The sequence below is a fragment of the Rhodoferax sp. genome (assembly GCF_018780565.1).
GTDB lineage: Bacteria > Pseudomonadota > Gammaproteobacteria > Burkholderiales > Burkholderiaceae_C > Rhodoferax.
The window spans coordinates 232,049-251,190 of sequence record NZ_JADMJN010000010.1; the positions used below are offsets into that span (position 1 = coordinate 232,049).

14 protein-coding genes are annotated in these 19,142 nt (G+C 60.8%); 7 read left to right on the forward strand and 7 right to left on the reverse strand.

The window, feature by feature from the left end; translation table 11 throughout:
* Positions 1 to 62 precede the first annotated feature (62 nt).
* The 4 genes from IV109_RS15125 (at position 63) to IV109_RS15140 (ending at position 5,814) form a co-directional block, all read left to right on the forward strand.
* On the forward strand, positions 63 to 1,820 hold the full coding sequence (locus IV109_RS15125; protein ID WP_296698181.1) for a tetratricopeptide repeat protein: 1,758 nt from the start codon (positions 63 to 65) through the stop codon (positions 1,818 to 1,820).
* A gap of 34 nt (positions 1,821 to 1,854) precedes the next feature.
* Entirely contained in the window at positions 1,855 to 2,913 is a 1,059-nt protein-coding gene (locus tag IV109_RS15130; RefSeq protein WP_296698185.1) for a 3-deoxy-7-phosphoheptulonate synthase, read from the forward strand.
* Positions 2,914 to 3,059: 146 nt separating this feature from the next.
* A complete protein-coding gene (locus IV109_RS15135; protein WP_296698190.1) occupies positions 3,060 to 4,781 on the forward strand; it encodes a serine/threonine protein kinase in 1,722 nt (573 codons plus the stop codon).
* Between the two features lie 109 nt (positions 4,782 to 4,890).
* Entirely contained in the window at positions 4,891 to 5,814 is a 924-nt protein-coding gene (locus IV109_RS15140) for a transglycosylase SLT domain-containing protein (RefSeq protein WP_296698193.1), read from the forward strand.
* 6 nt (positions 5,815 to 5,820) lie between these two features.
* Here the strand turns inward: IV109_RS15140 and IV109_RS15145 are convergent, their stop codons facing one another.
* The 3 genes from IV109_RS15145 to lplT are packed head-to-tail and all read right to left on the reverse strand — an operon-like array spanning position 5,821 to position 8,525.
* The gene (locus IV109_RS15145; RefSeq protein WP_296698196.1) at positions 5,821 to 6,312 is read right to left on the reverse strand and encodes a glutathione peroxidase; all 492 of its coding nucleotides are present in this window, start codon (positions 6,310 to 6,312) and stop codon (positions 5,821 to 5,823) included.
* Positions 6,313 to 6,363: 51 nt separating this feature from the next.
* Positions 6,364 to 7,242, reverse strand: a complete 879-nt coding sequence (locus IV109_RS15150; RefSeq protein ID WP_296698199.1) for a DMT family transporter — start codon at positions 7,240 to 7,242, stop codon at positions 6,364 to 6,366.
* A complete protein-coding gene (lplT, locus tag IV109_RS15155; protein ID WP_296698204.1) occupies positions 7,242 to 8,525 on the reverse strand; it encodes a lysophospholipid transporter LplT in 1,284 nt (427 codons plus the stop codon). Before lplT ends, IV109_RS15150 begins: the two co-directional genes overlap by 1 nt.
* Before the next feature lie 127 nt (positions 8,526 to 8,652).
* On the opposite strand from lplT, the gene alr reads away from it, so the two are divergent.
* On the forward strand, positions 8,653 to 9,789 hold the full coding sequence (gene alr, locus IV109_RS15160; RefSeq protein WP_296698209.1) for an alanine racemase: 1,137 nt from the start codon (positions 8,653 to 8,655) through the stop codon (positions 9,787 to 9,789).
* Positions 9,789 to 10,997, forward strand: a complete 1,209-nt coding sequence (locus tag IV109_RS15165; protein WP_296698212.1) for an HD domain-containing phosphohydrolase — start codon at positions 9,789 to 9,791, stop codon at positions 10,995 to 10,997. The genes alr and IV109_RS15165 overlap by 1 nt, the downstream gene beginning before the upstream one ends.
* Here IV109_RS15165 and IV109_RS15170 read toward each other — a convergent pair.
* The 4 genes from IV109_RS15170 to IV109_RS15185 form a co-directional block, all read right to left on the reverse strand.
* Positions 10,994 to 11,908: a DMT family transporter gene (locus IV109_RS15170; protein ID WP_296698216.1), complete on the reverse strand. Its 915-nt coding sequence runs from the start codon at positions 11,906 to 11,908 to the stop codon at positions 10,994 to 10,996. The two genes, IV109_RS15165 and IV109_RS15170, sit on opposite strands and share 4 nt — an antisense overlap.
* Positions 11,909 to 11,981: 73 nt before the next feature.
* The gene (locus IV109_RS15175; RefSeq protein WP_296698219.1) at positions 11,982 to 14,564 is read right to left on the reverse strand and encodes a cation-translocating P-type ATPase; all 2,583 of its coding nucleotides are present in this window, start codon (positions 14,562 to 14,564) and stop codon (positions 11,982 to 11,984) included.
* Complete coding sequence (mgtA, locus tag IV109_RS15180) at positions 14,534 to 17,020, reverse strand: magnesium-translocating P-type ATPase (protein ID WP_296698222.1); 2,487 nt, start codon at positions 17,018 to 17,020, stop codon at positions 14,534 to 14,536. The genes IV109_RS15175 and mgtA overlap by 31 nt, the downstream gene beginning before the upstream one ends.
* A complete protein-coding gene (locus IV109_RS15185; protein ID WP_296698225.1) occupies positions 17,017 to 18,009 on the reverse strand; it encodes a 2-dehydropantoate 2-reductase in 993 nt (330 codons plus the stop codon). Before IV109_RS15185 ends, mgtA begins: the two co-directional genes overlap by 4 nt.
* 165 nt (positions 18,010 to 18,174) lie before the next feature.
* Here IV109_RS15185 and IV109_RS15190 point away from each other — a divergent pair, with 165 nt between their 5' ends.
* Positions 18,175 to 19,134, forward strand: a complete 960-nt coding sequence (locus IV109_RS15190) for a cation diffusion facilitator family transporter (RefSeq protein ID WP_296698230.1) — start codon at positions 18,175 to 18,177, stop codon at positions 19,132 to 19,134.
* Positions 19,135 to 19,142: the final 8 nt, after the last annotated feature.

Genomic DNA, 19,142 nt, shown 5'->3' on the forward strand with positions numbered 1-19,142 from the left:
CAGCGGCAACCGGAATGCCGCCGCTGAGCGAAAGCGCAACCGAAACAGAACAAGGTGCCCCATTGAATCAAATTGTGTCGAACACCACGGGTCAAAAGCTCCAGCAAGCCGTTGCACTCCATGCCCAGGGCAATGTCGAACTGGCCAAAATTCTGTATCTGGATGTGCTGAAGACCTTGCCGGGTGAATTCAACGCCCTGCACTACCTGGGCATGATCGAGACCCAGGCGGGCAATCTTGAGGCGGCCCTGTCCCTGCTGAGCCAGGCCGTGAAGGCCAATCCCCAAAGCGTCGATGCTCTCAACAACTTTGCCTATGTGCAGCAGCTTTTGGGACATGTCACGCAGGCCCTGGCCTCGTACGAGCAGGCACTGCAACTCAACCCGCGCGATATCGGCATTCTGAACAACCTGGGCCTGTTGCTCAAACAACTCCAGCGCATGCCCGAGGCCCTGGCTGCGTTCGACCGGGCGCTGCTGGTCAACCCAACCCATGTCGACATCCTGTGCAATCGCGGCAACGTCCTGCAGCACATGGGGCGGGCAGAAGACGCCCTGGCCAACTACGACCTCGCGCTGAAACTGGCCCCCAACAATGTGGTGGTGCTCAACAACAAAAGCACGGCACTCAGCGACCTCTTGCGCAACGAAGAAGCCCTGGCCATTTGCGATCAGGCCATTGCCATCAGCCCCGACTACGCGCAGGCCTGGGCGGATCGCGGTACAGCCCTGCGCAACCTGGACCGCACCAAGGAAGCGGTTGAGAGTTTCCGGCGCGCACTGGCCATCGATCCCGCATTGCTGAAAGCGCAGGTCAACCTGGCCAGCATTTGCGTCAGCGACCCCGACCATGCAGAACTTGGAATACAGGAGAGCAGAAAGAGCCTGCGTATGTTTCTGAACACCGAATTCCGGCAAGGAGGGAAAGGCGCTGTTCGGGCCGGATTTCCAAAATTTCGCCTGAAACATGACTTGCAACAAGCTGCTTACCTGCAGGCACGAGGATATGAGATCGCGGGTACGGCGCAGTTTGTGGACACGGGCCACAAGCTCCTGGATCAGCAATGCGATGCGGGCAACAGTGATTTCATTTCGATTGCGCCGAACGAGCTTGCGCTTTTGATGCCTTACCTGGCCGCCGAGCATGTGTTTGAGATGCCCGTCCTGAAAACCACCTGCCTGAATCCAGAGAACGACTGGCAGGCGCTCGAAGATGCCTACCTGAAGGCGACACCCGAAATACTGTACATCGATAACTTCCTTTCCAAAGAAGCCTTGCAGGCTTTTCGCGACTTTGGTCTGCTATCCAAAGTCTGGCTCAAGGAATACGTCAACAGTTATCTGGGTGCCTTTGCCAACCAGGGCTTCGTCAGCCCCCTGCATTTGCAGTTGGCCCGCGAACTCAAGCAAAAAATGCCGAGGATTTTCAAGGACTATTCCCTGAACCAGCTCTGGGGCTTCAAATACGATGCCACCCTGGGCAAGGGCATCAATGTGCATGCCGATTTTGCCAAGGTGAATCTCAATTTCTGGTTGACCCCCAGCGAGTACAACCTGGACCCGGCATCTGGTGGCTTGAAGGTATACGACGTTCCGGCGCCAGCGAACTGGACTTTTCAGGAATACAACGCCGACGCGAAAGTCATCTATGAGTTCCTGGCCAAACACCAATCGGGCCACGTCACAGTTCCTCATCGGGGCAACCGCGCCGTGCTTTTCAACTCAGCCCTGTTCCACGAGACCGACACGATCAGGTTTGTGGAAGGTTATGAAAGTCGCCGCATCAACATGACCTACCTGTTTGGCCGACAACTCTGGTAAGCACTTTTGCCACATTTCGCGAGAACCCGTCACCATGACCTTTCCTACTGCTCTTGAGAACCTGAACATCGTCTCGCAAGCCACGCTGCCGTCACCCGCGCAGCTGCACGAGGACATCGCCCCCAGCCCCGAGGCAACCCGAACGGTCAGCCAGGCGCGTCAGACCCTGTGCCAGATTCTGCAGGGGCAGAACTCGCGGCTGTTTGTGGTGGTGGGGCCCTGCTCCATCCACGACCCCCTGGCTGCCATGGAGTACGCGCACAAGCTCAAGGCCCTGGCCGACGAACTTTCAGACGAGATCGTCATAGTGATGCGCGTCTACTTCGAAAAGCCGCGTACGACCGTGGGCTGGAAAGGCCTCATCAACGATCCGCGCATGGATGACTCCTTTGACATCGAAGAGGGTCTGCGCATCGCCCGACGGCTGCTGGTCAGCATCAACGAACTGGGTCTGCCCTGCGGGACCGAAGCTCTGGACCCGATCACACCCCAGTACCTGGGCGACCTGATTGCCTGGAGCGCCATCGGCGCTCGCACCACCGAGAGCCAGACCCACCGGGAACTCGCCAGCGGCCTGTCTTCACCGGTCGGATTCAAGAACGGCACCGATGGCGATCTGGAGGTTGCCTTGAATGCCATGCTCTCCGCCGCCCAGCCTCACGCCTTTCTGGGTATCAACGGTGCAGGCCAGGTGGCAGTTACCCAAACCCGGGGCAATGCCTTTGGGCATCTCATCCTGCGCGGTGGCGCCACGCCCAACTACGACTCGGTTGCCGTGGCGCAAGCTGAAGCTGCCTTGGCAATTGCCAGGCTGCCGGTCAACATCGTGGTCGATTGCAGCCATGGCAACTCCCGCAAGAACCACGCCCTGCAAGCTCTCGTGCTGAAGGACGTCGTCCACCAGGTGGCGGATGGCAACCGCGCCATCAAAGGCGTGATGCTGGAATCCAACCTGTTCGAAGGCAACCAGAAACTCGGTCGCCCACAGGATTTGCGCTACGGCGTCTCGATCACCGACGCCTGCATGGACTGGGATACGACTGCCGCGTGTCTGCGTGAAGCGGCTGCGCGGCTGCGCTCAATCCCGCACTGAAGTGAGTTCCGATATTGACGCTGCGCCGCACAGATTTCTTACATTTTTCCCGTGCAGCGGCAGAGAACTACTGCAATAGAATCGGCTGATCTTGCGATCCACGCCCTGTTTGAGCGGCCGACGGTCGTGCTTCTTGCTTGGGACTCATGATTGAATTGCCGATTCGCGTTGCAGCCCCTGACGTCAGTCATGTCGATGCACTGGCAAGCGGAACCCGATTGGGCGAGTTCGAAATCCTGGGGCTGATTGGCGTGGGTGGATTCGGGATGGTCTACCGCGCCTACGACCATTCACTGCAACGCGACGTTGCCATCAAGGAGTACCTGCCTTCGACTTTGGCCGGTCGACGCGAGGGCACACTGAATATTTCGGTGCGTACGCCCGCCGACCATGAAACCTTCCGCATCGGCCTGCAGTCTTTCGTGGACGAAGCGCGTATGCTGGCCCGGTTCGAGCACCCCTCCCTGGTTCGGGTCTTGCGGTTTTGGGAGGCCAATGACACCGCCTACATGGTGATGCCGCTGTACCGTGGCATGACACTCAAGCAGGCCCGAATGCGAATGCAGATGCCGCCTCCGGAGGCCTGGTTGCGCAAAGTGATGTGGGCCATTCTGGGCGCACTCAAGGTCCTGCACCGTGGCAATGCCCTGCACCGGGACATCTCACCCGACAACATATTCCTGCAGGATGTCGGCCCGCCGGTCCTGCTCGATCTGGGCGCAGCCCGACTGGCGCTGGGTGACAGCGTCAAACAGGAAACCATCCTGCTCAAGGTCAACTTTGCACCCATTGAGCAATATGGCGATGTCGACGACATGCCACAAGGTCCGTGGACCGATCTTTACTCGCTGGCCGCCGTAGTGCACGGCATGCTCTGCAACCAGGCGCCGCTGCCGGCCACAGTCCGCATCGTCAAGGACACCATGCCGACCTTTGCCAACGTCGCCAAGACCGTGGCCGAGGAGTTCGGGCAAAGCTACTCTGCGGAATTTGTTGCCGGCATGGCCTGGGCACTCAATACCCAACCACAGGACCGCCCACAGTCGATTCAGGAGTTCACCCGTGCCCTCAAGCTCAGCACCCCCAACGGCATGTCATCCTTTGACTGGCGCGTGGAACTCGGTGCGGCCGGCCTGCCCAACGGCGACCTGCTGCAACTGGCCGGTGCGCCACAGGCCGATGGCCCAGGCCGAACGGACCGCGCTCAATATGAGTATTTGCCCACGCAACAGATCAAATCCACAGGGATCAAGCCCGCTGCCGGCAAGGACCAGGACAAAAAGAATATCCTCTCAGCGCCTCCGGCAACGCCCGCCCCCGCCCGTCGTCGGCCCTATGTCATGTGGCTTGCAATGTCATCGCTGGCGATCCTCGTCCTGCTGGCAGCTACTGCGGGATGGCGTGGTTTTACCAGCAGAACACCCGTACCGGCCGCCGGACCCTCACCGAACCAGCCTGCGCCGACCCTGGAAACCATTCCCGCCGCTGCCCCCGCCCTCACCTCGGCCGGCGCCACTGCCGATTCATCACCGCCCCCAGTGCCGCAAACGCCGAAACCAAGCAAGGCCACCAAACCAGGTACCACGCGCACCAACACACCCGCCACGCCCCTCAGGCCTGGGTTGCCGACCACCCCAGAGCAGACAGGATCAACATCTGCGCAAGCGCCACGTGAGACATTGCCCAAGCCATCCCCCAAACCCGAACCAGCCGCGCTGACGGCGGAAAAAGTCTGCGCAGACAGCAATTTCGTAACCCGCCCCATGTGCCTGTACCGCGCTTGCCAGCGGCCAGAGCTGGCGAGCACCACCAGTTGCATTGAATTTGAGCGGCAGCAGAAACGCAACGCAGAGACCCCCAACAGGTAAGCACCGCGGCTTGAGCCTGCGCAAAAAATTCCCGAAAAAGCGGGAATCCTTCCTCATTGAGCGCATAACCATCTGTCACAACACGCCCAAAGCACCGATACTGAAAACTATGCGTCGGATTTTTTGGTCTCTCCCGTCCCTGTTGATGATGGTGTTCTGTGCTGCGATGCCAGCACAGGGGCAAGTGTCGGCGGTGACGACCGGGAATTTGCTGGCATCCAGTCTGCGTATGGAGGCCGTTGCCTACGAGAACGGCGAAGGCGTGACACGCAACCCCGTTCTTGCGGCGAAGTTGTACTGTCGAAGTGCTCGCTTGGGCGACCCTGAAGCGCAGTACAACCTGGGGTGGATGTACGCCAACGGCCGCGGCGTGGAACGCAATGATGTGACGGCAGCCTTCTTTTTTCATGCCGCTGCCGAACAGGGGCTTGAAGCTGCCATCCGCATGCTCAAGGTTGTCGGCGGTCCCACCAGCGAGGTGCCGGAGTGCATGCGCGACCCGGCGCCACCGGCCACTGCTGCAGCTGAACCGCCCAAGCCGAGTGTGGACTATCAGTTGATTGCGCCCCGAAAGATTTTTGACCTGGTCATGAAGATGGCGCCGCAGTACAAGGTGGAGCCTCAACTGGCGCTGGCCATCATCGCGGCAGAATCGAATTTTGACAGTCTGGCGCTGTCACCCAAGAACGCCAGGGGTTTGATGCAACTCATACCCGAGACCAGCGAGCGCTTCAACGTGCGAAATCCCTTTGACCCGGCGCAGAACATCCGGGGGGGACTGACCTATCTGCGCTGGTTGCTGGCTTATTTCGAAGGCGATGTGGCCTTGGTCGCCGCCGCCTACAACGCCGGCGAAGGGAAGGTCGAACGCTATCGCGGCATCCCGCCCTACCTGGAAACCAGGGCCTATGTGCAACGAATTCTCAAGTCCGTTGGCAACCCGGTCCACCCGTATGACGAGAATGTGACCCGCCCCTCCGCGTCACTTCCCCTGATCCGTCTGCCCTTGCGGGGACAGCGCGTAGCAAGATAACCGGCATCAGGCCGCGAGAGCCGCTTCAATGTCCGTGGCCATGCTGGCCGGCGTGTCGGTCGGCGCATAGCGTTTGAGGACGGCGCCATCCTTGCCAATCAGAAACTTGGTGAAATTCCACTTGATCAACTTGCTGCCCAGCAAACCAGGCGCTTCTTGCGCCAGCCACTGGTACAGCGGATGGGCATGCTCGCCATTGACATCGATCTTGGCCATCATCGGAAAACTGACGCCGTAGTTGAGCTGGCAAAACTCCGCAATTTCATCGTTGCTGCCAGCGTCCTGGGCGGCAAACTGGTTGCAGGGGAAGCCCAATACCACCAGGCCTTTTTTGCGGTAGGTTTGATGCAACTCCTCCAGCCCGGAGAACTGCGGTGTGAAACCGCAGGCACTGGCCGTGTTGACGATCAGCAAAACCTTGTCTTTGCCCCTGAACTTGCGCAGCTTGACGGATTTGCCATTGATCTGTTCGGCTTCAAAATCGTACACAGTGCTCATGCGTCCTCCGGTTCCATTGAGATGGGCAGTATTGCACCTTTGTCAAAGACGTCAGTGGGGGTCCGACGAAGACACCGCCAGCAGTGAGGCCAGCAAGATCAAGGCACCCCCCAAGAGCGTCGCACCCGACAACGCACCGGCTCCCAGCAGCACGGATGACACACTGGCAAAGACAAGCTCCGACAGCATGATGAGTGAGGTTGCGCTGGCGCTCAGACGGGCTGCACCGTACTGCAGGGCCGTATTGGCCACCAGAAACGCAAGGCTGACGAGCAGCACAAGCCCCGACCAGACCCAGCCCGGCGCGGGAATCGGCGTGACCAGGCCCATTCCCATGCCGACCGCCGCCGCACCCGCCGCCATCACCGCACCGCCGCCGAACATGGCCAGCATGCGCGATTCTTCCGGGGTTTGATTGAGTTTGCGCAACAGAATGTTGGTCAGCGCAAAACTGAAGCCCCCCATGAGTGCCAGCCAATCGGCCATGCTCTCGGGCACCGGCCATGGTGAATCGGGGGTCTTGAGCACAATCACAACACCCGCGAGTGCCAGTGACAGTCGCAGTATCGAACCCGCGTTGGGCTTTTCGCCCAGCAAAGGCCAGGCCAGCAAGACCACCCAGGCCGGCATCAAATAGAACAGCAGGACAACCCTGACCACATCGCCCACTGTCACCGCCCAGTTGAAGCCGACATTGGTCAGGCCCGAGGCCAGCACCAGACACCACAACATGGGATGGCGCACCAAACCGCGCCAGGCGCCAGGCCAGAAACTGAGCAGGCAGACCAGCGCAAAGACATAAATGATGGTCGTCGCCCACAGAGGATGCAGACCATGACTCTGCAATATGCGAAATGGCCACCATGACACGCCCCACACAAAGGCGTTAAGCGTCAACGCGGCGGCCGCGGCGAATGCCTTGTTCGACATCAGCCGTGAAGGCTGTCGTTGCGGGCAATGTCCAGCAGGTGCTCGATCTCTGCCTTGTACTGCACACAATTGCGGGCGTGCCAGCGCTTGATGATCCACATGAAGCCGGCAATCACCAGGCCAAACGCCGTGATCGCGCCGAAGGTCGGCAAACCCAAGCCGGTCGACAAGCTGTAGGCCGCGCCCAGCAGCAAGATGGCCGCCTGCTCATTGAAGTTTTGAACCGCGATGGATCGCCCCGAACCCATGAGATTGTGACCCCGATGCTGCAGCAAGGCATTCATGGGTACCACCAGAAAACCGCCCAGGGCACCCAGCAAGATCAGGAAGGGCGCGGCCAACCAGACGTTGTCGATAAAGATCAGCAAGATGATCAGCAAGCCCATGCCAATGCCCAGTGTGATCACACGCGGTCCATCTTCGAGCTGCATGCGCATCGACGCCACCACGGCGCCTACCGCCATGCCGATCGCAACCACCCCCTGCAGCGCAGATGCCTGCGTCACGGAATAACCCAGAGCCGCAGCCGCCCAGGCCAGCACGATGAAACGCAGATTACCGGCGACACCCCAGATCAGGGTGGTCGCAGCCAGCGAAATTTGCCCCAGCTTGTCGCGCCACAAACGCGCATTGCAGGTCCAGAAATCCGGCAACAACGTGGCGATGCGACGCGGCATGGCACGCATTTCCACACCGGTTAGGGGAATGTGGGTGTTAAACCATGCAGCAAGCAGGTACACAAATATCAGCACGCTGATTGCCGCTTCCGGTGGAGTGTCCACGCTGGTGGCCAGCATGGGGAAGTCGAGCGACAGCAGCATCGGCGACAAAATCGGCCCCACCAACTGCCCGCCAAGCAGGACACCCAGAATGATGGAGGCGATGGTCAGTCCCTCGATCCAGCCATTGGCCTTGACCAGCTGCGATGCGGGCAACAACTCGGTAAGGATCCCGTACTTCGCTGGCGAGTAAGCCGCGGCTCCCAGGCCGACCACGGCATAGGCCATCAGGGGGTGGGTGCCAAACAACATCATCAAACAGCCGAACACCTTGATGAAGTTGCTGATCAACATCACCCGGCCCTTGGGCATAGAGTCTGCGAAGGCACCGACGAACGGGGCCAGAATGACATAGAACAGCGCAAACATCGGCACCAACGCGGCTTGCTGCCACTCCGGCGCCTGACTGGTTCTGAGCAACTGGACCGCTGCGACAAACAGTGCGTTGTCGGCCAGCGAGCTGAAGAACTGCGCTGACATGATGGTAAAAAAGCCGCGTTTCATTGTCTACAGGCGCGCACCAGCGATGCTGACACGAGGGTTTTTATAATAGGTTTTCAAACGATACCGGGTTATAGCACGCCCCGGAGGTGTCAAAATCCAAGGTTAAACACGTTAACCCCAGCGCACCATGCCTCGCCCGATTCACGCCACGATCCATACTGGCGCACTTCGCCACAATCTTGAGCGCGCTCGCGTGGCCGAGCCGGATTCACGGGTCTGGGCGATCGTGAAGGCCAATGCCTACGGCCACGGCATTGAGCGGGTGTTTGAGGGTTTTCGCGGAGCCGACGGCTTTGCGCTGCTGGACCTGGAAGAAGCTCAACGCGTGCGTGCACTGGGCTGGCGTGGCCCGATTCTCTTGCTGGAGGGTGCTTTTGAGTTGCGCGATCTCGAGTTGTGTTCGCGTCTGGATCTCTGGCACACGGTGCATTGCAACGAGCAGATAGACATGCTGGCCACCCACAAAACCAATGTGCCGCACCGGGTGTTTCTCAAAATGAATTCCGGCATGAACCGCCTGGGCTTCACGCCGCAGCGCTTTCGCGCCGCCTGGACCCGACTCAACGCACTGCCCCAGGTCGACGAGATTTCCCTGATGACCCACTTCAGCGATGCCGACGGCCCGCGCGGCACCGCCGGGCAAATGGCCGTATTCGCCGAAGTGACCCGTGACCTGCCCGGTGAGCGGTCGCTCAGCAACAGCGCAGCCCTGCTGCGCGCGCCAGTGACGCCCCTGCCGGCGGGCACGACGGCGGCCAGCGAGGTGACATCCGACTGGGTACGGCCGGGCATCGCCCTGTATGGCAGCTCGCCGGACTTTCCCGAACACAGCGCCGTCGACTGGAATTTACACCCAACGATGACGTTTGCTTCTAAAATAATAGCAACGCAAGACCTTGCGAAGGGAGCTACAGTTGGCTATGGTTCTACATTCACTGCGGAAAAATCGATACGCATCGGTGTTGTGGCCTGCGGCTACGCAGATGGCTACCCGCGTGCCTGCGGCACCGGAACGCCGGTGCTGGTCAACGGTGTTCGTACCCGCCTGGTTGGGCGAGTCAGCATGGACATGATCACAGTCGACCTCTCGCCCCTGGACGACGTTGGTATGGCTGCTGGCTTTGGCAGTGAAGTCACGCTATGGGGCCAAGGTGCCAAAGGCGCGGTCGTAGGCATTGACGAAGTGGCCCACTGTGCTGGCACCGTGGGCTATGAGTTGATGTGCGCACTGGCACCGCGTGTGCCTGTACTGGTGAGCGACTGATGAATTACGTTCCAATACCCGTCGCCATGCTCGAACTCGGCAAACCGCTGCCGGTGGATGTATGGGCGCCTGACGGACGCTTGCTGCTGCGAAAAGGTCAGGTCATCCTGTCCGCGCAGCACAAGGAAATGCTGAACACGCACCAGGCCTCCATGACCGAAAGTGACGCCAAGGCCTGGCAAAAGAGCTACGAGCGCATGATTCAAACCATGCTGCGCGACGGCGTCGATCTTGAAACCATTGCAAAGGCCTCCATGCCATCGGAAATCAGGGAAGCCGATTACCTCGTCGGCAAAGAGGTTCTTGGAGGCTGGCTGGATTTGCAGGAAACCCTGCAAGGCTTCCTGTACCAGGGCGAAGCGGCCATCAATCCGTTGCAGCGATTGGAAGGCATCGAGCAAAAGGGGCTCGAAATGCTCAAGAGCGACCCCGACGAATGCCTCTTCGTTCTGTTCCAGGCGCTGGCAGACCCCCAGCTTGGCTACTGCGCCACGCACGCACTGCTGTCAGCTGCAGTCTGCGATTTGACGGCAGAAAAGCTTGACCTTTCTGCGTCTGCCCGAAGCACCCTGTTCCGTGCGGCACTGACCATGAACATTGGCATGGCGCGGGCACAAGACAGTCTGACCCGGCAAAGCTCGGCACTCAACGACGCACAGCGCAAGCTGATCCGGGAGCACCCGCAGCTCAGTGTTGAAATCCTGCAAAAGCTCGGCGTCACCGACGAAGATTTGCTCGACATCGTGCGCTGGCATCATGAGCTTGATGAAACTCAAGGACGGCCCGGCAACATCGAGAGCCGACGCATCCTGCGGGTCGCAGACAGTTTTGTTGCCAAGATGGCGGCCCGAAAAACCCGCCTGGCCATGTCGCCGCTGGGCGCCGTCAAGTCCATTTTTCTTGGCGCCACCGATGCGGCAACAGCCCCCGGCGCGGCCATGGCCACGGCGGTGGGGTTTTACCCGCCGGGCACTTACGTCCAGCTGGTCAATGGTGACAAGGCCGTCGCGATCGCGAGGGGAAAACGCGCCAATACCCCGCATGTGGTGAGCATCATCAACCCCGGCGGCATGCCACTGAGCAAGTACATGTACCACGACACAACCGACCCGCAGTTCGCCATCCGCTCGCCGCTGAACCCGGAAAAAATCAAAGTCAAAGTGAACTTCGAAAAGGCACTCAAGGCCCGGCAGGATTGCGCCAGCTAACGCTTGCGCAGCCCCAGCACCATCACGGCGCCCACCACCAGCAGTGCGCCGGCCAGCTGCATCGGCGCGATCGCCTGACCCAGAATAAGCCAGGCCAGAATCAGGGCAAAAACGGGCTCCACGTTCATGATCGGGGAACTGCCCACCACACCCAGCTTGGGCAGCAGGGTGAACATGATCGTGAAGGCTGTGCCATACAGAAACGTCAGGGCCAGCAAACCCCACCAGCCGGGCTCGGCATCGGGCAGGTGAAAGCCGCCTTGCGCCAGGGCTGCCGACGCGGCCAGCGCGCCCACGATACCCAGGGTGATGGCCGTGCGCACGCGTCCATCCACATCGGCGGCCTCATGCTGGGTCAACACCATGGCGACGCCAAAAGTGGCGGCAGCCGTCAGGGCAAAAGCCACACCGGCACCAATGCGGCCCCATTGCCCGGCCGCACCCAGGCCCGAAGCAGCACCCAGCACATCAAGCGCCAATGCCAGCCCCAGCAGGATGACCGGCATGGCGATCAGAACAGCGCGCTCCGGGGTGCGTCGATAAAGCAGCCAGGCCCAGAAGGCAATCCACAAAGGGTAGGTATTGAACGCCAGCAGCGCCAGGGCGACGGGCAAGCGGGCCACCGATGAATACAGGCACAGGCTTTGCACGCCAACCAGAAGACCGATGACCGGCAGTACGCGAAGGTGGCGCGCGGTGAAGGCAACACGCACCCCCTGAATCGCCACCAGCAGGGCGACAACCAAGGCCGTTGCCAGGCTGCGCACAGCCACTGCGGTGGGCACATCGACGCCATGGTTGAACGCAATACGCGCCGCCACATGGTTGGCGCCCATCATCAGGGCAATCAACAGCAAGGTGGCAAATGCAGCACGGCTCAGTGCCAGCGGGGTCTTGGGAAGTACGGACATTGACTGAAAAGACGTTGGGCTAGGAGTGCATGGACTATCGCACAGGCAGGTGCCAGCCTGGGTCACCGCCGGGTCAGGCGACCCGGCGCGTTGCCAGACGACGGCTCAGTTTGATGGCTTCAAACCAGAACACGCTGACCAAACCCAGGGCCGTTGCGATCAGAAGATCCGGCACGGGCAAGACCCCAAACTGGAACAGACCGGCCACGACGGGCACATACAGCGTCACCACCAGCAGCGCCAGGGTCAGGCTGGTGACAACCCACAGCGTGCGATTGGGCACACGCAGCAAGGTCCACAGGGATCCGGTGCGAGAGCGGTTGGAAAGAATCAGTGCCAGGTTTCCCACCACAAGTGTCACAAATGTGAAAGCACGGGTTTCGCTCTCGGTCAGCCGTGTGGCGCCCCAGGCACAGGCTCCGGCCACCACCAGCAACACGCCCAGCCCCTGCAACAGCGCCAGCATCAAGGTGCCCCCCCCAAACAGGGGGGCATTGGCATCCCGCGGCGGCCGGTGCATCACGTCGGCCTCCGAGGGCTCATTCTCGAACACCATCGAACACGCCGGATCAATGATCAGTTCCAGAAACGCGATATGCAGGGGAAACAACACGACCGGCCAACCCAGCAGCACAGGCAGGATCGCCATGCCTGCGATGGGCACGTGCACCGCCATGATGTAGGACATGGACTTGCCCAGATTGTCGAAGATCCGCCGCCCCAGGCGCACTGCACGCACCAGCGCGGCAAAGTTGTCGTCCAGCAGCACCAGCGACGAGGCCTCGCGGGCGACGTCGGTGCCGCGCCCCCCCATGGCCACGCCCACGTGGGCCGCCTTGAGGGCCGGGGCGTCATTCACGCCGTCACCGGTCATTGCCACGATTTCGCCATTGCTCTTGAGTGCCTGAACGATGCGAAGCTTTTGTTCCGGCGCGATGCGGGCACACACACTGACCGTTTTCATGCGCTCCTGCAACTCGGAATCGCTCAGTTTCACCATCATGTCCCCAGTCAGGACCTCGTCAAAGTCGAGCTGAGCTTGCGCTGCAATGGCCTGTGCGGTAGCGGGGTAATCGCCTGTGATCATGACAACCCGGATGCCGGCGGTGCCACACTGTGCCACGGCATCGGGAATCTCGGCACGCAAGGGGTCCGCCAGCCCCAGCAGACCGACGAACTCAAACTCGAAATCATGTTCGATCCGAGGCCACTGCTCACCCTCAAAGCGGGCCTGGGCAACACCCAGCACCCGCAGTCCCCCGGCGGCCATGCTTTCAATGGCTGCGGCAATGCGGGCCTGGGCAGCGGCATCCAGATGACAGAGATCGATGACCGCCTCCGGCGCCCCTTTCGCCGCCACCACATAGGCCTGGCCATCCACCGCCTTCCAGACGTGGGACATGGCCCGCAATTCAGGCGTCAGGCCATATTCGCGCATCAGCGTCCAATCACGGTGCAAATGCTCGGTGGACGCCAGAAAATGCTGCCCCAGCCGATGAAACGCTTTCTCCATCGGATCAAAGGGGTCCTCCACGCTGGCCAGAATCGAGAACTCCACCAAGGTATGAAAAGCCTCCGGCAGTTCTGTTTGCGCTGCGTAATCCACGGCAAGGCTCTCGGGCGCGACGCCCTCGGCACCCTGTGCGTAAAGCTGGGCGACTGTCATGCGATTTTCGGTCAAGGTGCCGGTCTTGTCCACGCACAGAACCGACGTCGCACCCAAAGTTTCAATCGCGGCAATCCGCCGCGTGAGCACGTTTTGCTTGGACAGGCGCCACGCACCGAGAGCCGGCAGCACGGTCAACACCACCGTAAATTCCTGAGGCAGCATGGCCATGGCCAGCGCAATGCCGGCCAGCAGCGCCGCCAGCCAGTCACCGCGCATCAGGCCATAGGCCAGCACCAGCAGCACACTTGCCGCCAAGGCAATCACCGCCAGCACCTGGACCAATCGTGCAGTCTGTTTCTTGAGCGGAGAACGCTCGTTCGTCAAAGCGTCCAGTGCGCTGCCAATACGCCCGATTTCACTGCGCACACCGGTGGCGACCACCCGCGCTGTACCATGCCCCTGCACCACCAATGTGCCTGAATACAAATAGGGCATCCCATCGCCCCCTGGACGCACGGCAGTGACCGGTGGCACATTCGCGACCACCTTGCCCACCGGGACAGACTCGCCGGTTAGCAGGGACTCATCGACCCGCACATCGGTGCTGCTGATCAGCACCGCATCGGCCGCGATGCGGTCCCCCTCAGCCAGCAACAGGATGTCGCCGCACACCACGTCGCTGCCCGCAATGCGCTGCGACTGCCCGTCGCGCCACACCAGTGCACGCGGACTGGTGAGCTCGCGCAGGGCGGCAATGGCGCGCTCGGTCTTGCCCTCCTGATACAGCGTCATCGCCAGCACCACCAGCACCAGTCCGAACAAAATCAGGCCCTCATGCAAGTCCCCCAGCACCAGGTAAAGCGAACCCGCTGCCAGCAGGAGCATGAACATGGGTTCCTGCAGCGTTTCACGAACAATGGCGCGCAACGTGCGTCGCCCGGTACCTGGGAGCGCGTTGGCACCGTCCTCAAGGAGGCGTTGTGCAGCCTGTGCCGAGCTCAGGCCCTCGCGTGCACTCACGCCCTCGTCAGCCGCCGGTAAAACCATTGTTTACCCCCTTCCACCATCAGCAAATAACAAATCAAAAGCCCCGTCAGCAACACAAAAAACGACAGCGGCAAGGGTGTGAAACCCAGGAACGGGGCCAGTGAAGTGAAAGGCAGGATCATTGCCAAGATCACAACCAGCAAAGACGTCAGGACAAGCCACCGGTTGGGATGACTGCGCAGCGGATTACGCCGGGTCCGAATGACAAAAATAACCAGCACCTGGGATGCAACCGACTCGACAAACCAGCCGGTCCGGAACAGGGACTCGTGCGCATTGAACAAGCTGATCAACAAATAGAAAGTCAAAAGGTCAAACACCGAGCTGATGGGGCCGATGCTCAGCATGAAGTTGCGGATGAAGCCCATGTCCCAGCGCTTGGGCTGCGCCAGGTCTTCCTCATCCACATTGTCCAGCGGCAGCGTGATCTCCGACACGTCGTACAACAGGTTGTTCAGCAACACCTGCAGCGGCAGCATCGGTAGAAATGGAAGGAACAGCGTTGCAGCGGCCATGCTGAACATATTGCCAAAATTGGAGCTGGTGGCCATCATGATGTACTTCATGACGTTGCCGAAGGTACGCCGGCCTTCGAGGATGCCCTTGTGCAGCACCATCAGATCGTTTTCCAGCAGGATCATGGCGGCCGCCTGTTTGGCAACATCCACCGCACCCTCCACCGAAATGCCAACATCCGCCGTGTGCAGGGAAGGCGCATCGTTGATCCCGTCCCCCAGATAACCGACAACATGGCCGCGTGCTTTCAACGCCAGGATGATGCGATTCTTCTGCGACGGATTCACCCGGCAAAAGAGATTGCAGTCTTCGACCCGTGCGCGCAGGGCATCATCGTTCATGACCGCCACTTCAGCGCCGGTCAGCACGCCCGCTATCGTCACCCCCAGCTGGGTGCAGACATGGCGCGTCACCAGTTCGTTGTCACCGGTCACAATTTTGACGGCCACGCCGCAAGCCGCCATGGCCCGCAGCGCATCCCCCGCGCTGACTTTGGGCGGATCCAGAAACGCGGCAAAGCCCGCAAACACCAGTTCACTCTCGTCGGACACCACGGCATGCGGGTGGTCAATCGGCACATCGCGCCAGGCGATGCCCAACACCCGAAATCCTTCCTCGCCCAGGCTGTCAAAGAGCTTGTCGATCCGGGCCAACGCGGTTTCATCCAGCAGTACCGTGCTGCCTTCGCCATCGACATAGTGCGTACACAGGCGCAGCACATCTTCCGGGGCGCCCTTGACGGCCAGGCGCCGTGCACCCGCACGCTCCACCAGCACCGACACGCGTCGCCGCTCAAAATCAAAAGGCACCTCGTCAATCTTCACCCAGTCCGACACATCGATTTCTGCGTGCGCCAGAATCGCATCGTCCAGCGGACTGCGCAGGCCACTTTCGAAAAAGCTGTTGAGATAGGCCAGCACCAGCACTTGCGGGTTGTCCTGGCCTGACGCGTCCACATGACGCTCCAGGCGAATGCGGGCCTCGGTCAGGGTGCCCGTCTTGTCCGTGCACAACACGTCCATCGCGCCCATGTCCTGAATGGCAGAAGGCCGCTTCACAATCACTTTCATGGCCGCCATGCGCAAAGCACCGCGCGTCAACGTGACCGACACAACCATGGGCAACAGTTCCGGCGTCAGCCCCACGGCCAGGGCCACGGCAAACAGGAAGGACTCCAGCAGAGGTCGATGCAAGGCCACATTCACCAGCAAGGTGAACAGCACCAGCAGCAGGGTCAGGCGCATGATGAGCAAGCCGAAATGGCGGATACCCATCTCAAAGGCCGTGGGTGGCGCCGGCAGCGCCAGGCTGACGGCGATCTGGCCCAGAGCCGTGTGGCTGGCGGTACGCCCGATCTTGACGCGCGCCGAGCCGCTGACCACCGAACTGCCCATGAAAACCGCATCGCTTTCTTCGAGCGCCCAGAGCGCTGCCGGGTCTGGCTGCACACCCCTGACCTGTGTTGCCGACGCTTTCTTCTCGACCGGAAAGGGCTCCCCGGTCAGCTGGGCCTGATTGACAAAGAAGTCATTGGCTTGCAACACGCGCCCATCGGCGGGCACCAGATTGCCGGCCGACAGCAGCACCACGTCACCGGGTACCAACTCGGTCACCGGTCGCTCGCATGCCTTGTCATCGCGCAGCACCGTGGCGGTGATGGCCACTGTCAAGGCCAGCTTTTCCGCGGCACGGCCTGCGCGATAAGCCTGCACAAAATCCAGCGTCACGCTTGCCACCACGATCAGGCCGATGATGAGCGCACCCGTGACATCACCGGTCAATGCAGATATGGCACTCGCCGCCAGCAGCACCAGCACCAGCGGATTTCGAAAATGGGACAAAAACTGCAGCAACACAGCGCGCTGTGTTGCCGCCTGGAGGCGGTTGGGACCGTGTTGCCGCAGCCCCTGCAGGGCTTCAGCCGAACTGAGTCCGTTCAATACAACCCCCGCACGCGTCCGTACAGACGCGACAAACCGAGCAAGGCATCGGTAAACGGCGTGGGCACACCCGTGAGCGCCCCCAACTCTTTCACCACCGTCACCAGCGCATCGAGTTCAAGCGCCTTGCCCATCTCGACGTCTTGCAGCATGGATGTCTTGAAGGCGCCCAGCTTCATGGTGACGGCATGGCGGTCTTCGGGCTGCTGGGCAATGGGTATGCCCAGACGCGTCCCGATTTCCTTGGCCTCCAGCATCACGCTGGAGACAAAGCCCCGCACCAGTTCATCACCCAGAATAAGGTCGGTGGTGGCGCCGGTGATAGCGCTGATGGGGTTCATCGTCATGTTGCCCCAAAGCTTGTACCAGACGTCCGCCTGAATCTGCTCAGACACACTGGCATCAAAGCCTGCGCGCCCCAGCAGGGCCGCAAGCTGTGTCACTCGCTCGGTTTTGGCACCTGAGGGCTCGCCAATGATCAGCTTGTTGCCGAAGTGATGCTGCACATAGCCCGGCAGTATCAGAGAGCAGCTGGCATGCACCACGCAGCCAATGACACGGGCCGCAGGAATGGCCGCGCCAATTTCCCCGGTGGCATCCACCGACTGGAGGTGGGTGCCTTCGAAATCCCGGCCAAAACCCTGGAAAAACCACCAGGGAACACCGTTCATGGCACTGAGTACCAGCGTGTTCGGACCGATCAGCGGGGCCATGTGGCGCGCCACCTCCAGCAGGGAAGGCGTCTTGACGGCAATCACCACCAGGTCCTGTGGGCCCAGCTGGGCTGGATCGGCACTGGCCTGAACCGAGGCCGTGACCTCGACATGGCCATGGCGGGACCGCAGTCCGTGGCGCTGCAAGGCGTCCAGCGTGGCACCGCGCGCCACGACGCTCACCCGGCAACCGGCCCCGGCCAGCCGCACACCAAGCCAGCCGCCAATGGCGCCAGCGCCATAGATACACACTTTATTGAAGATATTTTCGGTCATTTTGGCCTCTAGCCCTTGTCAAATATATGCAAATAGCTCTCATTTTTGTAGCATAACGCAAACCAGCCCCAAACTGCTTGAGGCCGCGCATACGGCACCTACGGCACCGCTTGTGGTCTTAAACTCAGGCCACATCCATTCCCCCTCATTTGCCCCAGCGACCCCATGCAATTCACCGACCTCACCGATGACACCGAAGATGCCCTGCACAGCCCCGCCGAGCGCGCTCTAGCGGCCTCACGCAGCACCTGGGTCAGTGTGGGTGTCAACGTGGTCCTGACCATCACCCAGATTGTGGTGGGGGTTCTGGCTAAATCGCAAGGTCTGATTGCCGACGGTATTCATTCATTGTCCGATCTCGTGGCGGACTTTGTGGTGCTGTTCGCAGGGCACCATGCCCGCAAGGATGCAGACGAGGACCACCCATACGGCCACCAGCGCTTTGAAACCGCCGCCTCCCTGGTGCTGGGCGCACTCCTGCTTGGCGTCGGTATCGGCATGCTGTGGTCCGCCTTTCGCAAGCTCGAAGCACCGGAGACCGTGCAGACCGTGCATGTCATGGCCCTGTGGGTGTCCGGGGCGGCACTGATTTCAAAAGAGCTGCTGTTTCGCTACATGCTGGCGGTTGCCAAACGTGTCAAGTCAAGCATGCTGGTGGCCAATGCCTGGCATGCACGTTCTGATGCGGCCTCATCGCTGGTGGTGGGCATCGGCATCATTGGCAATCTGGCGGGTTATCCGATCCTGGACCCGATCGCGGCGCTGATCGTGGGCTTCATGGTGACCAAAATGGGTTGGGGATTCGCCTGGGACGCGCTGCACGATCTGATGGACCGCGCGGTGGACGATCAGGAGGTACAGGCCATCCGGCAAACACTGATCGAAACACCCGGTGTCAGCGGCGTGCACGATGTTCGCACCCGCAAAATGGGCGACATGATTGTTGTGGATGCCCACATTGAAGTCGATGCCCTGATCAGCGTAGAGGCGGGTCACGACATTGCCGTCGAAGCCAGGCAACGCGTGCTGCAACGCCACCGCGTGCTCAACCTGATGACCCACGTGGACCCCTGGCACCGGCCGGACCTGGACCACGCAGCACAGGTGCCAACCGCACCGCACTGAATCCGACC